The 13,702-nt window shown below is 61.7% G+C and carries 14 protein-coding genes; 13 read left to right on the top strand and 1 reads right to left on the bottom strand.

What is annotated here, in order from left to right; all coding sequences use genetic code 11:
* Nucleotides 1–2 precede the first annotated feature (2 nt).
* From ACNKU3_RS09325 to ACNKU3_RS09265, 13 genes are all read left to right on the top strand, one after another.
* Nucleotides 3–1,601, top strand: a complete 1,599-nt coding sequence (locus tag ACNKU3_RS09325; protein WP_418259178.1) for a GMC family oxidoreductase — start codon at nucleotides 3–5, stop codon at nucleotides 1,599–1,601.
* Between the two features lie 110 nt (nucleotides 1,602–1,711).
* Nucleotides 1,712–2,923, top strand: coding sequence for a cytochrome P450 (locus ACNKU3_RS09320; RefSeq protein ID WP_418259177.1), 1,212 nt, complete (start codon nucleotides 1,712–1,714; stop codon nucleotides 2,921–2,923).
* A gap of 256 nt (nucleotides 2,924–3,179) precedes the next feature.
* Entirely contained in the window at nucleotides 3,180–3,740 is a 561-nt protein-coding gene (locus ACNKU3_RS09315; RefSeq protein WP_418259176.1) for a cobalamin B12-binding domain-containing protein, read from the top strand.
* Between the two features lie 298 nt (nucleotides 3,741–4,038).
* Nucleotides 4,039–5,577 carry a class I adenylate-forming enzyme family protein gene (locus ACNKU3_RS09310; RefSeq protein WP_418259175.1) on the top strand — a complete coding sequence of 513 codons (1,539 nt, stop codon included), beginning with the start codon at nucleotides 4,039–4,041 and terminating at the stop codon, nucleotides 5,575–5,577.
* 43 nt (nucleotides 5,578–5,620) lie between these two features.
* Nucleotides 5,621–5,998 (top strand): nuclear transport factor 2 family protein, encoded by a 378-nt coding sequence (locus ACNKU3_RS09305; protein ID WP_418259174.1) that lies wholly within the window; start codon nucleotides 5,621–5,623, stop codon nucleotides 5,996–5,998.
* 232 nt (nucleotides 5,999–6,230) lie between these two features.
* Nucleotides 6,231–6,626 (top strand): nuclear transport factor 2 family protein, encoded by a 396-nt coding sequence (locus ACNKU3_RS09300; protein ID WP_418259173.1) that lies wholly within the window; start codon nucleotides 6,231–6,233, stop codon nucleotides 6,624–6,626.
* Nucleotides 6,613–7,416, top strand: a complete 804-nt coding sequence (locus tag ACNKU3_RS09295) for a phytanoyl-CoA dioxygenase family protein (protein WP_418259172.1) — start codon at nucleotides 6,613–6,615, stop codon at nucleotides 7,414–7,416. Before ACNKU3_RS09300 ends, ACNKU3_RS09295 begins: the two co-directional genes overlap by 14 nt.
* A 44-nt stretch (nucleotides 7,417–7,460) precedes the next feature.
* The gene (locus ACNKU3_RS09290) at nucleotides 7,461–8,252 is read left to right on the top strand and encodes a phytanoyl-CoA dioxygenase family protein (protein WP_418259171.1); all 792 of its coding nucleotides are present in this window, start codon (nucleotides 7,461–7,463) and stop codon (nucleotides 8,250–8,252) included.
* A gap of 30 nt (nucleotides 8,253–8,282) precedes the next feature.
* Entirely contained in the window at nucleotides 8,283–8,795 is a 513-nt protein-coding gene (locus ACNKU3_RS09285; RefSeq protein WP_418259170.1) for a cupin domain-containing protein, read from the top strand.
* 213 nt (nucleotides 8,796–9,008) lie between these two features.
* Nucleotides 9,009–10,181 (top strand): sulfotransferase family protein, encoded by a 1,173-nt coding sequence (locus tag ACNKU3_RS09280; protein ID WP_418259169.1) that lies wholly within the window; start codon nucleotides 9,009–9,011, stop codon nucleotides 10,179–10,181.
* 10 nt (nucleotides 10,182–10,191) lie between these two features.
* Complete coding sequence (locus tag ACNKU3_RS09275) at nucleotides 10,192–10,701, top strand: (2Fe-2S)-binding protein (protein WP_418259168.1); 510 nt, start codon at nucleotides 10,192–10,194, stop codon at nucleotides 10,699–10,701.
* On the top strand, nucleotides 10,698–12,896 hold the full coding sequence (locus tag ACNKU3_RS09270) for a molybdopterin cofactor-binding domain-containing protein (protein ID WP_418259167.1): 2,199 nt from the start codon (nucleotides 10,698–10,700) through the stop codon (nucleotides 12,894–12,896). Before ACNKU3_RS09275 ends, ACNKU3_RS09270 begins: the two co-directional genes overlap by 4 nt.
* A 53-nt stretch (nucleotides 12,897–12,949) precedes the next feature.
* Nucleotides 12,950–13,228 carry a hypothetical protein gene (locus tag ACNKU3_RS09265; RefSeq protein ID WP_418259166.1) on the top strand — a complete coding sequence of 93 codons (279 nt, stop codon included), beginning with the start codon at nucleotides 12,950–12,952 and terminating at the stop codon, nucleotides 13,226–13,228.
* Between the two features lie 41 nt (nucleotides 13,229–13,269).
* Here the strand turns inward: ACNKU3_RS09265 and ACNKU3_RS09260 are convergent, their stop codons facing one another.
* Nucleotides 13,270–13,677, bottom strand: a complete 408-nt coding sequence (locus tag ACNKU3_RS09260; RefSeq protein ID WP_418259165.1) for a hypothetical protein — start codon at nucleotides 13,675–13,677, stop codon at nucleotides 13,270–13,272.
* Nucleotides 13,678–13,702: the final 25 nt, after the last annotated feature.

Genomic DNA, 13,702 nt, shown 5'->3' with positions numbered 1-13,702 from the left:
TTGTGACAGCGGCGGAATACGACTATATCGTGGTCGGGGGGGGCTCCGGCGGCTGCGTCGTGGCCGGGCGTCTGGCCGGGCAGGGCAGGAGCGTATTGCTGCTGGAGGCAGGTCCCGGCGACCGCTCACCGCTGTTATCAGTCCCCGGGGCGGGCGCCTTCGGAGCTTCGGCCAGGCGCTTCAACTGGAGTTATGAGACCGAACCGCAGGCAGCGCTGGGCAACCGACGCCTGTACCTTTCCCAGGGCCGCGTACTCGGTGGCGGCAGTTCGATAAATGGCATGGTCTATACCCGCGGATTCTCCCGGGAATACGACAACTGGCGCGATGCCGGCTGCGAAGGCTGGGGCTATGAGGACGTACTGCCTTTTTTCAGAAATCTGGAAACCAGCGAGCGCGGCCGCGACCGATGGCACGGCGACCAGGGGCCCGTGCAGGTCAGCAGGGGTCGCTCCAGCCTGCCAGTATGTGAACTGATTCTGGACGCGGCGAGTGAAGCCGGTTATCCCCAGGTTGACGATTTCTGTGCCGCGGACTCCGAAGGCTTCGGGTACTACGATTTCACCATCGGCAAGGGCAGGCGTTCGAGCAGCTCCCGTGCGTTCCTGCGTCCGGCAGATCCTCGCTGTATAACCACGCATACCGGCGCGTTGGCGCTTTCCCTTGAAATGGAGGGCGGGCGTGTCACCGGCGTTCGCTATCGCCACTGCGGCGAGGTCTTTGTTGCGCGCGTTAACGGTGAGGTCATTCTGGCGAGCGGGGCGGTTAATACACCCAAGTTGTTGATGCTTTCCGGAATAGGCCCGGCGGAACACCTGGATCGCCTGGGTATTCGCGTACACCTGGACCAGCCCCACGTGGGGCAGAACCTGCAAAATCACCTGTGTTTCAAGCTGGCCTTTGCGACCAATAAGCCGATCACCGCCTACCGTTACTTTTCTCCCTGGAATGCTGCGCTCGAAGTGCTGCGCTATATCCGGGAAAGCAAGGGATTTTTCGCGGAAGGATCGGCCCCGGCGGGTGGGTTTTTCAAGAGCGACGATAGCCAGGCCTTTCCCGACCTGCAGTTGTTTGCGCCGCCCGCCGTGGTTGGACTCGCCGGCAAAGGCTGGCGGGCGCTGTTGCCCAGGCAACATGGCTTTACCTTTTTTGTCAGCCATGGAACGCCGCGCAGCCGGGGCGAGATCAGGCTGCGTTCTGCCGATCCGGATGCCCTGCCGCTGATAGACCCCAACTACCTCGACGTCGAGTCCGATCTCGAGTGTCTGGTGAGCGGTATCCGGAAAGTCCGTGACATCGCCTCGCAGCCTGCGCTCGCCGCGGTGGTCAGTGAAGAGATCCTGCCGGGCTCCGGGATAAGCGGCGCGCAGGCGCTTCGCGACGCGGTACGTGAACGGGCGACCAACCAGTTTCACGTGGCGGGAAGTTGCAGGATGGGAAGCGCACCCGGAAGTTCAGTGGTTGATTCGCAACTCCGGGTCTGGGGGGTCGAAAACCTGCGTATCGCCGATGCCTCGGTAATGCCCACCTTGATGAATGGCAATACCAACGCGCCGGTGATGATGATCGGGGAGCGCGCGGCCGATTTTATACTTCGATGAGGGAGCGTGTTCCTGGCCGGGCCGGGTTCCCGGGCCAGGGCGAAACGTCGTCGAAAACGTCTACATGAAAAGCATCCAGGGAGAGCAAGACCATGCCTGAAGAGACAATAATGGAAAAAACTGTGCCGCCCCACGTACCCCGGGAACTGGTGCGTGATTTTGACATGTACGGTTACCCCGCCAACGAGTGGGACGTCCCGCAGAACCTCTACCGGCAGGTGCGTGCCGAGGGGATGCCGGAAATATTCTGGAGCCCCTATAACGGTGGTCACTGGGTAATCACGCGCGCCTCGATCATCGAGGAAGTGATCGACAATTCCGACCACTTTTCCAATCGTTATGTCGGGCTTCCCAAACACCTGAACCCGGCGCGGATATTCCGCCCGTTCCAACAGGATCCGCCTGATAGTGTTCCCTTCCGCCATTTGCTGGCGGGGTTGCTGACCAAGCAGATTGTCGCGGCCGGGCGTGACGCGGTACAGGAACTGGCGATTGAGCTGATCGAGGGTTTCAAGCCCCGTGGGCAATGCGAATTCGTCATAGACTTCGCCCAGCACCTGCCCATACGCATGTTCATGGCGATCATGAGCATCCCCGAGGAAGACCGCAAGCCGCTGCTGGCGATCGCCGAGAAAATCAGTCGCCCGAAATATCCGGACCAGCGACTGGAAGGCTACGCTGAAATGGACGACTACTCCCTGAAACTGATCGAGGAACGCCGTGACGGTCCGGAGGACGACATTGTCGCAAAACTCTGTCGTGCGGAAATCGACGGCCGCAAGCTCAATGAGGAAGAACTTCTTGGGGTGCTTGGACTGCTGCTGATCGCGGGCCTCGATACGGTTTCGGGCATGCTGGGTTTCTTTGTCCAGCACCTGGCGCGCCACCCGGAGCAGCGACGCGAAATTCGTGACAATCCCGATCTCATTCCCAATGCGGTCGAGGAGTTGCTGCGACGTTACGCGCATACCACGCTCACCCGGGAAGTTCGCGTCGACCTGAACCTGCGCGGTGTCGAGATGCGCGAGGGCGATATGATGGCGGTGCCCCTGGTGCTGCACAATGTCGACGAAGAGAAGTTCGAAGACCCGTTCCGGGTAGACTTTACCCGGGAACAACTGTCCTCCAATGTGGCGTTCGGCGGCAAGGTCCACCGCTGCCTGGGAGCCCTGCTCGCGCGCACTGAACTGCGCGTGTTTCTTGAGGAATGGCTCAACCGGATTCCGGAATTCAGTATTGCTCCCGGCGCCCAGCCGAAAATCAATTCCCGTGTCACTACGATCAACCAGGTCCTGCCATTGGTGTGGGAGACTGGCACCTAGTTGCTGTGCGGAATTTCGCTTCGCGTTCGCGAGCCGGAATCTCTCCGGCTCGCCAGCAAACCTCTCTTCAGCCCTCGCAACAAGCTCGTCCCACGGCCGGCGGGTGTTGAGTGTGGATAATTGTGCGTGGCCATGCGGGGTTTATCCGGTTCCGGATCCACAGTCGGTGATTCGCCAAGGCGCCTTTTCGTCCTTGCAAACCCCTATATCATGAGTATACTTATTAAATCGAATGGGCCATAAAGGAGCGTTGCAGATGAGTTCTGGAAGCAGGAATCGCGGAAGAATTCTCGTGTCGAAAGTCGGGCTGGATGGTCATGACAGGGGCGTCAAGGTACTGGCCCGGATGCTGCGGGATGAAGGCTTTGAGGTAATTGCCCTGGGTATCCGGCAGACACCCGCTCAGGTCGCCAGTGTAGCAAAGACCAACGACGTCGAGGTCGTCGGCCTGTCTATCCTGTCTGGCGCCCACGTGGGCCTGGCGCAATCGGTTCGCAGGGAACTCGATGCGCTTGGATGCAACCACGTACCGCTGGTCGTGGGTGGGGTCATTCCCCGGGAGGACGCCGCTGCGTTGAAAGAGGCCGGCGTGTATCGCGCGTTCCATCCCGGTGATACCGGTATTGATCCCGCCTTCACCGCAACGGTACTGGATGAACTGGTCGCCGTATCCCGCGGCGGTGAACATGCGGAACACGGTCAGGGTGAAACCTCCGCCGTGGCAACCGGTTCGGAGAATATCGTACCCCTTGACAGTCATCGCGCCAGGAGCGACACCGCCGGGCAGCCACCGGTGTCCGGCGCCACCGGGCGATAAGGCCGGTATCCGACGCCAGCGTTTTTTCGGGCTTTGTACTTCCCCTGGAGGGGAACTCGTTTCGAGTGGCTGATTCCCGGTTCACTTCGAGGCACACCGGCGCAGGTCACGAACGCAGAACAGCCATTTGCACAAGCAAGTCGCGGCCAGGCGGAAAACGCGTCCGGGCAAGCCTCCGGTCGACGGTGGTCGAGGGCAACACCAGGTTGGACCATTCCCGATGGCCGGGGATCGAATTCGGCAAGGTTTTCTTGCGCGCTTCACGACCGGCCCCGATAAAGACACAAGTGAGACAGACGTGATAACAACGCAACAATTTATCGAGCGGTTGCTGCCCATGTATACCGGGCAGGTGGCAGTTGAGGACAGTCAGAGAGCAATTACCTATGGACAATTGCGTGAGCGCAGCGGACGCCTCGCCAATGCGCTCCTGGGCATGGGCGCGAGCCTGGCGCGACCCGTTGCGATACTGCTGCCCAACCGGGTTGAAGCGGTCGAGGTAGACCTGGCCTGCATGCGCGCCGGTGTTACGCGGGTCTCCATCGGTACGCGGCTGAGTCCGGATGAGTGCCGCTATATCCTCGAGCACTCAAACGCCAGCGTACTGGTTACCACGGACAGCCTGTATGAACAGATTGCAGACAGCTCGCTGAGCGAATTGCAGTTGCTGCGGGTCGGTGAGCTTGCGGGTAACTATGAGCAGGCGCTTGCCCGGGGAGTGGCCGCTGTCTCGGCCAGTGCGGTCTCACCGGATGATCCCGCCTATATTCTTTACACCAGCGGCACCACCGGCAGGCCCAAGGGAGCCACCCATAGCCAGGGGGGGCGGATGGCGGCCATGTTGAACATGCTGGCGAGCGAACTGCGCATCGGGCGTAACTCGGCAATGGTGCATTGCGGGCCTCTGAGTCATGGCAGTGGCTCCAAGGTGCTTTCGTTCCTCGCTGTCGGCGCGCGCAATATCCTCATGGAGAAGTTCGAGCCGGCTGAACTCGGGCAGCTTGTCGAGGCAAGGGGCGGCACGCATACCTTCCTGGTGCCCACCATGCTGCAGATGATCCTGGAAAGTGGCCGGGAGTCCGTCGAGCGGGTCAGGGGCATGCAACAGATATCCTTCGGCGGCGCCCCCATTACCAACAACCTTTTCGGCCGCTGCGTGGAGCAACTGGGCCCGATTCTTACCCAGGTGTACGGGACCAGTGAAGCGCCGCATCCGATTACGCTGGTGACGCCGGATGATTACATCGGCCTGGACGACCCCTCGGTACTTGCCGAGTATGCCGGCCGGCCTGCGCTCGCCTCGGGGATCCAGATTCGCGATGACCAGGGCCGCATCCTGCCCGCCGGCGCAGAGGGTGAGCTGTTCGTGAACGGCGATCACCTGATGACCGGCTACTGGGAAAACCCGGCAGCGACGGCGGAAGTCTTTCCCGAGCCCGGTTGGTACGCGACGGGCGATGTCGGTGTTATCGACGATGCGGGATTTCTCTCGCTGCGCGACCGCAAGCGCGACCTGATAATATCGGGAGGCCTGAACGTATACCCTTCAGAGGTCGAACGCGTCCTGGACAGCTACCACGGCATCAGCGAAGTCGCGGTGGTGGGCGCGCCCAGCGACCGCTGGGGCGAAATCGTCACCGCCTGCATCGTACCCGCCAGTGGTTCGGAATTCTCTGAAGCCGCCCTGATGGAATGGCTGGACGACAAAATCGCGGGGTACAAGAAGCCCCGGCAGATAATGCTCTTTGCAGAGTTGCCCAAAGGCGCGACCAACAAGGTGTTGAAACGCGAATTGCGCAAGCAGTTCTGGCCGGAGCAGGGGCGCCAGGTTAACTGATCCCGTTCTGCAAGTACCGATAAGATAGTCAGTGGAGAAATTGATGAGTTCCGAAATCGCCCCTACCATTCTCGCAAATGAGGAAAAACGCTGTGCCGCCCTGCGCGCCGGCGATGCCGATGCGCTGGCGCCCCTGCTGTCGGAGCGCCTGTCCTTCGGCCACCTGACGGCGACCTACGACGACAAACCGACCCTGCTGGACAAGCTGCGTTCGGGGACAATCATCTACAAATCCCTCGCCGTGAGTGATACCCGGGTCGTCGAGCAGGGGGATACGGCCCTGCTCTTTTCCCGCCTGACAGCCGACGTGGAAGTCGCGGGGCGGCCGAGGGCCATCGACAACCGCTCGCTGTCCGTATGGGCCCGGGAAGGCGACGACTGGCGCCTGCTGGCCTACCAGCAGACGCCGATACCCCAATAGCGCCTCACTACATGGTTGGCTAATCGTTTCAATATCAAGGACTTGTCGCAGGGCGGGAAATGGCGCGCAACGCTGCGCCCCGCGGCTTGGTCGTGCCGCCTGGCGTGAAGCGATTGCCGGTGAAAGTGAACCGGACAAAAAATAACAGATAGTCAGCTATTGATTGGCGGTATAGCTGACCGTACACTGCCCCTTCGTCCCTGTATTCCGATAAACAGAAGGGGGGGGTGGTTTGTCCGCAAGCCCTGCTGCGATGGCGGAAGTCGTCGCCAATTTCTATCAAGCCCTGAGCCGCAAGGACCTGCAGGGTGCAATCGCCTGTTGTCGTCCGGAAGCGGTGTTCTGGCACAATTTTGACGGGGTGGAACTGTCCCTTGAGCAGGCTGCAGGAAGCTGGCAGGGTCTGTTCGCGGGCTTCGCGGAAAACCGCATCGACTCCGTGGAATGGGATCCCATTCCCTCCGGCCTGGTACAGCGGCATCGTTTCTTCCTGCGCGGGGACGATGGCGCCCTGAAGGCCAAATTCTGCTGTATTTTCGTTCGCTTCCAGGGGGGGAAGATCTCCCGCCTCGACGAGTACATAGACCTGTCCAGATCACTCGAGGTACCAGTCTATGAGCGCGATTGAAACGCTTCCCGCGCCAACCCGGGATCTGGCCACCGGCCTTGCCAATCTTCGCGACCTCGGTTTTACGGTGGTGCCGGAGGTGCTTTGCGGCGACGCTTTGAAGCGTACCCGCGACGCTCTCTACCGTGCCGCAGAATCGGACCGGATGCGCGGCCGGGAAATCGAGCAGTTTGCACTGGATATCGGCGACCAGTCGCTGACCCAGCGTATCTGGAACGTGTTGAGCCGGGATCCCCTGTTCGAGGACCTGGCGGAACACCCGATGGCGCTGGAATACGTGCGCGAGACGATCGGTTGGCCAGCCCTGCTGGGCAATATTTCCGCCAATATCTGCAGTCCCGGTTGCGCGGGCGGCCACCTGCACGCGGACCAGACCTTCCTCGCCGAACCCTGGCCGACTACCGGCCCACAGGGGCTCAACGTGGCCTGGGCGATCGACGATTTTACGGAGGCCAACGGCGCCACCCGCATTGTCCCGGGCAGCCACAAGCTGAATCGCAGCGTCACGGTGGAGGAGATGGGCGTTGGTACCGTGGCGCTGGAAGCGCCGGCGGGTTCGATGATCGTGTTCGAAAGCCGCCTGTGGCACAAGACCGGCGTAAACAGTTCGCAGGACCAGACTCGCGCCGGCATATTTTCCTGGTACACCAAAACCTACGTCCGTACACAGGAGAACTGGTTCCTGGCCCTGAAGCCGGAAATCCGCCAGTTCGCCTCGGAGGAAATGCTGACCCTCCTCGGTTACAAGACCTACGGTTTTGGCCTGGTCAACGGTGTCTCGCCGGAGTAGCTCCAGGCAAGAGTCAGGCTGGATTTTAACGAGGTAGCAATAATATGAACCAGCAGGAAATGCGCAGCCAGATCGAGGAGCAGGGTTTCTGCATCGTCGAGAACGCGCTGACCCCCGGGGAACTCGAACTCGCACGCGCCGGCCTCGAGCGCGGCGTGGCAATTACCCGGCAGATTATGGGCGGCACCCATATTGCCACCCTGGACCCGAATGACCGCAATATCCGGGTCAACAACCTGCCCGCGATCGCCCCGGTATTCATCGACCTGCTGGTGCGTAGTGACGCGCTGGACGCGGTGGCCGCCGCCATCGGCGAGAATTACATCGTCTCCAATTTCACGGCGAATATCGCCCTTCCGGGTTCCGGCTCCATGAACCTGCACTCGGACCAGGCGCTGGTGATCCCCGGCCCCTGGCACCATCCCTGGGCTATGAACGTCATCTGGTGCCTGGACGACGTCCATGAAGGCAACGGCGCCACCCGGTACCTGCCCGGCAGCCACCGCTTCACCACGCTTGAAGAGGTGCCGGAGAACGCGCTGCAACAGACCCTGCCCTTCGAGGCGCCGGCGGGCTCTTTCGTCGCGATGGAGGGGCGCCTGTGGCATACCTCGGGATGCAATACCAGCGTGGACGAGCAGCGGCGTATGATGTTTGCCTATTATTCGACGGATTTCATCCGACCCCAGGCCAACTGGGCGCTGTGCCTTCCGGCCGAAGTACAATCGTCCATGGATGCGCGCACCAAGGCACTGTTCGGCGTCACCCCGACTGGCAATACCCGCATCGGTGCGGCGATGACCCGCCTGCCGGATACCGCCAGAAATACAGCATAAGCAAGGCACCGATAAAACAAGGAGGCTGCAATGAGCGAGACCACAGAACGGCAACAGTTAAAAATCTACCGCGCCAGCGAGGCCAAAGGCCTGGTCGAGGAAGGCTGCATGGAAATGAAGCCCATGAGCGAAGTCCAGGTCGAGGGTATCAAGCGGCTGGTACAGTCCGGCTATCTCGAAGGCGATGAACTCAAGGTGCTGGTGAATGTACCGGGATTCGCCCTGACCTACGCCTGGTTGAAAAAAGACTACCCGCTGATGCGCCATTCCCACGACTCCGACTGCATGTACTACGTCATTGCCGGCAGCCTGAAACTGGGGACCGAGGAGCTCGGCCCGATGGACTGCTTCTTCGTGCCCGCCGGGGTGCCCTATGTGTACGTGCCGGGGCCGGAGGGTGTCGAAGTGCTGGAAATGCGGCATAAAACCAGCTTCGACTTCGTCAACCTGTCGCACAACGAAGCCTGGTGGGACAAGGCGGAAAAAACCTGCGCCGCCAACCAGGAAGACTGGAAGAACGCGGTAAAGCCCTCCAGCAAATAGCGCTCCTGAATGACCGGCGCTGCAACTGGCCCCGCAGTTGCACGCGCAATCGAAACAGGTGAGGATGCGTTCTGCGCCTCATGCCCTCCAGCGCCGGGAAGTACTCGCAGTCAGCCCTCTTCCCGGCGCGCGTTTTTCCTGCGATGGATTTCGCGACCAGGTTAAACCCCGGTTTGAGCCCACACCAGTAGCAGAATTTTAAGGATTCACAGGATGTTGAACGCGGCAACGATCATTTCAGAAGCGGAACAGCGAGCCGGCCAGGCGGATTCCGACACATCGGTGCGAACCAATCTCGAACGACTGGTGGATTCGCTGCAGCGCACTGGCGGCCTGTCGCCCGAAGGTGAAGCGATGACCCTTCACCAGTTCGTCGCTGAAAACGCCAATCGTATTGAAGCCCAGCGCTGGTTACAGGAGCACCCGGAGGTCGCCGATGAGGTGATCGCATCGCCCTTGTTCCTTGAGGGATTGCCGCGCTCCGGAACTACCTACTTCCAGTACCTGTTCGATCGCGATGAGCGCTTCCGCCTGATCCGTACCTGGCAGAGCATGATGCCCAACCCGCCCCCCGGGTTCGATCCGCAGTCCGTAGAGCGGCGCAAGACGCAGTTCATGGAAGCCCTGAAAGCCAGGCCGACTTTCGAGGGCTTCGACTCGATGCATCTCTACGATGCCGACGGGTCCGACGAGTGCCATGCCTTCCTCCAGCAGAGCTACGGCGCAGCCGGCCTGCACAATCTGTTCAATGTGCCGGAATACTTCGATTATCTCCTCGATGAACTCGACCTGGTGGCAAGCTACCGCATTCACAAGCGCCAGCTGCAGCTCCTGCAGTGGAAGCTCGAGACCAAACCCTGGGCGCTCAAGTACCCGAATCACGTCATTGGCATGAACGAGATTCTTGAGGTCTACCCGGACGCGCGTTTCCTGATGACTCATCGCGACCCGGTCCAGACACTCGCCTCGATCTGCAAGATGACCTTCAACCTGCGCAGCATGCGCAGCGCCGAACCGGTCGATCCCCACGAGGTCGGGCGGCAGATGCGCTATTTTATCCGCCGCCACATCGACCGGATCATGGCCTTCGATCGGGGTGAGCACGCAGGCAGGGTTGTCCATGTCGATTACTACAGCCTAGTGAAGGATCCCGTGGCAGAGATGCGCCGCATCCACGCCGGTGTGGGAATCGAGACGCCAGACGCCGTGGCCGAGGCCGTTGGCGCCTGGCACCGTGACAACCCCAAGAATGCCCGTGGGAGCAACGACTACACCATCGAACAGTGGGGCCTGGACGCCGGCCAAGTTGCCGAGGAATACAGTGACTATATCCAGCGCTTTGGCATTCCGCGGGAAGCCGAAGGTCTCGCGCGTATTGCGGGCTGAGGCCCAGGGCATGACGACCTTTGCATTGAATAATCAGTCCGTCATGGTCAGCTCGGCGGCCGATACACCACTGTTGTGGGTGCTGCGCGACGAGTTGCAGCTGCTGGGTACGAAGTTCGGTTGTGGCGCCGGTCTGTGCGGTGCCTGTACGGTGCTGGTGGACGGTGTGGCCACCCGCACCTGCGTGCTGCCGGTGGCGGCGGTGGCGGGTAAAAGCATTACCACCATCGAGGGCCTGGGTGGAAATCACCCGGTACAACAGGCCTGGATTGCCGGCAACGTGGCGCAGTGCGGCTACTGCCAGTCGGGCCAGATCATGTCAGCGGTCAGTCTGTTGGCGAGCAACGCCAGGCCGTCCAGGGCGGAGATACGCAGCGCCATGTCCGGCAATATCTGCCGCTGTGGCACCTACCCGCGCATTCTCAGTGCCATTCAGCAGGCGGCGGCGACCATGGAGATCCAGTCCAGCTCGGTGCAGTTCTACGACCCCAGTGATGTCAGTGGAGCGCCAGCCGCATGAGCCTCAGTCGTCGCAAGTTCCTCATTGGCAGTGGCCTGGTGGGAGGCGGATTGATAATTGGCCTGACCCTCGGACGCTCGTCACCGCCAGTCCCGGGAACGCAGGAGGGCAGCTTCCAGCCCAATGCCTGGCTGCAGATCACCACTGACGGAAGGGTTATCTTCCAGTTGCACAAGGTGGAGATGGGACAGGGAGTAATGACCTCGCTGCCCATGCTCATCGGTGAAGAGCTGGACTTTGATCCGGCGCGGCTGGAGATCGCCATGGCCGGCTTGCACCCGGCTTTTGCGGATCCCGCGGCGAAGTTGCAAATCACCGGTGGCAGCACCAGTGTGGCGGGCAGCTGGCAATCCCTGCGCGAAGCCGGTGCGGCAGCCAGAGCCATGTTGCTGGCGACCGCGGCGCGGCGCTGGGAGATTCCGGCGGCCGGGTGCCGCACCGACAACGGCGTGGTGATCAACCCCGCAACCGGCGCGCGGCTGGCCTACGCCGACCTGGCGGCAGACGCGGGGCAGTTCCGCGACATTGGTTTCCAGTTGAAGTCGCCGGCGGATTACCGCTGGATAGGCACGTCGCTGCCGCGCCTGGACGGTGTGGAAAAGGCCACCGGCCGCGCGCAATTCGGCATCGATGTGCAGCAGGAGAACCTGAAAACCGCGGTCATCGTGCGCTGTCCCCACTATGGCGGCAGCCTCGATGCCTGGGATCAGGCGAGCATCTCGGGCAAGCCGGGGGTGGTGGCCGCGTTTCCCGTGCACAGCGGGGTGGCGATTGTCGCGGACAGTTATTGGCAGGCGCGCCAGGCGGCCCAGGCGCTGCAGGTGAGCTGGGACAAAGGGCCGCTGGCGAATCTCGACAGCGCCGCGATCAGCGCCAGCCAGGCGGCCGCATTGGCCAGCGGTGAGGCCAGGGTCCGGCTGGAAGAGGGCGATATCACCCAGGTGCAGTTGCCGCCTGGGCGGCAGCTCAGCAGTCGCTACTCGGCGCCCTATACCCACCACAGTACCATGGAGCCACAGAATGCCACCGCGCTGTACAGCGAAAGCGCAGGCGGTCCGCAGTGTGTGGTGTGGGCGCCGAATCAGTCACCCGATATCTGTCGCGCCATCGCCGCCCACTTCGCGCAGGTGCCGCGCGACCAGGTCACCGTTCACACCACGCTCCTGGGCGGCGGCTTTGGCCGTCGCGGCTATCCCGACTTCGTCGGCGAAGTGGCTGCCATTGCGCGGCAGATGCCGGGCGTGCCGGTGAAACTGCAGTGGTCGCGGGAAGACGACATGCAACACGATTTCTACCGTCCGTCGTCCCTGCACCAGCTGGACGGGGGCGTGGATGAGGCGGGCCATATCGTCAGCTGGCAGCACAGCGTGGTGTCGGCCAGCATCATCAGCGGTCTTGCGGTTGAGGCGATGGCGACCAAACTGCCCAGCTGGATACCCAGCGCCACCGCGCGCAGCCTCGGCCGCAAAATTGGTCCGGTGTTGGCGGATTTTGATCCCATCGCCGCCGACGGTGCTGAAATCCCCTACCGCGTCAGCAATCTGCGCGTGGCCACCATCCAGTACGACCCGGGTATCCCGGTGGGTGTCTGGCGCTCGGTATCGCAGTCCTATAACGTCTTCGCGGTGGAATCCTTCATGGATGAGCTGAGTCACAGCGCCGGGCACGACCCAGTGGAATTTCGTCGGCGTCATCTGCCTGCGGACTCCCGCCATCGCGCGGTGCTGGAGCTGGCCGCCGCCCGGGCCAACTGGGGGCAGGCACGAGCGGGGCTGGCGCAGGGCGTGGCCATTTCGAACCCCTTCGGTTCCTATTGCGCGATGGTGGCAGAGGTCGCTGTCGATGACGGCTCTTTCCGCGTGGAGCGGATAGTCGCCGCCGTGGATTGTGGCCGCGTTATCAACCCGGACGGTGCCCACGCCCAGATCGAAGGGGCCATCGTCTATGGCCTGGGCGCTGCGCTGAAGGCGCCGGTTACTTTCCGCGACGGGCGGGCAGAGCAGAGTAACTTCCACGATCTGCCGGTGCTGCGCATGGATGAAGTGCCGGAGATCGAAGTGCACTTCGTGGCCAGTGATGAAGCACCAACAGGCCTGGGCGAAATCGGTGTGCCGGCGGTGGCACCGGCAGTGGCCAATGCCCTGTTTGCGGCCACCGGGCAGCGCCTGCGCGACTTGCCGCTGAAGCTGGCCTGACGTGGCTGCACGGCAGCCGCAGTTTTAAATTCAGACTCGCAACAGGTAACCACATGCAGGCTGAGCTCGAGACATTTCGCAGCAGCGTGCGCCATTTTATTGCTGAAAATTTTCCACCTTCGCTGGCGGGCAAAACCGCCGGCATGGAGGAGGCGGGCCTGGACGAGGATCTCGGCCACGATCTGGATCTGTGGATCGAACGCCTGGCCCACCAGGGCTGGGGTGCACCCGCCTGGCCGGGTTCTGATGCCGGGAACGAATATGGGTTCCCAGGGATTCGAAAAGCACCCGGAGCAGTCGTTGACTTGATTGTCGTGGATTTCGACTGGTGATTACGGCGGGCAAACAACGGCCAGATTGTCTCTGGCTATCGCTATTCATCCCGGCTTTGCGCGAGTTGTCGTTGTGCATACGCCTCCACATGATCCATCAGGACTTCGAGCGCATCTGCCGGGTTCAGCTCCAGCGCCTCGGTGGACTCCTCGTAGATCAGGTGATGGCCGGGTCGGAAAAAATACACGTCGCCGGTTTCGGCAACTTCGTCTTCCCATGTTGAGTCTGGATAGGTGCAGCGAATGCGGCCCTTGAAAACGTAGCCGTAGTGGGGGCACATACAGATGCCGCCGGGAAGTCCCTCGTAGGCGGCGGCTGCGGTCATCGGGCCTGCAGTGGTGTAACCCACCTCGAGGTCACCCCACTTCACCGAGCGGAAACCTTCGCCACACAGGGGCCAGCGACCGCCGCCACCCTTGGGAAGTTCTTTCAGTTTTGAGACCGGCATAAGCGATATTTCCTTATTTTGCTAT

It is taken from the genome of Haliea sp. E17 (assembly GCF_048323675.1).
GTDB lineage: Bacteria > Pseudomonadota > Gammaproteobacteria > Pseudomonadales > Halieaceae > Mangrovimicrobium.
This window is presented reverse-complemented; position numbering and strand designations above follow the sequence as displayed.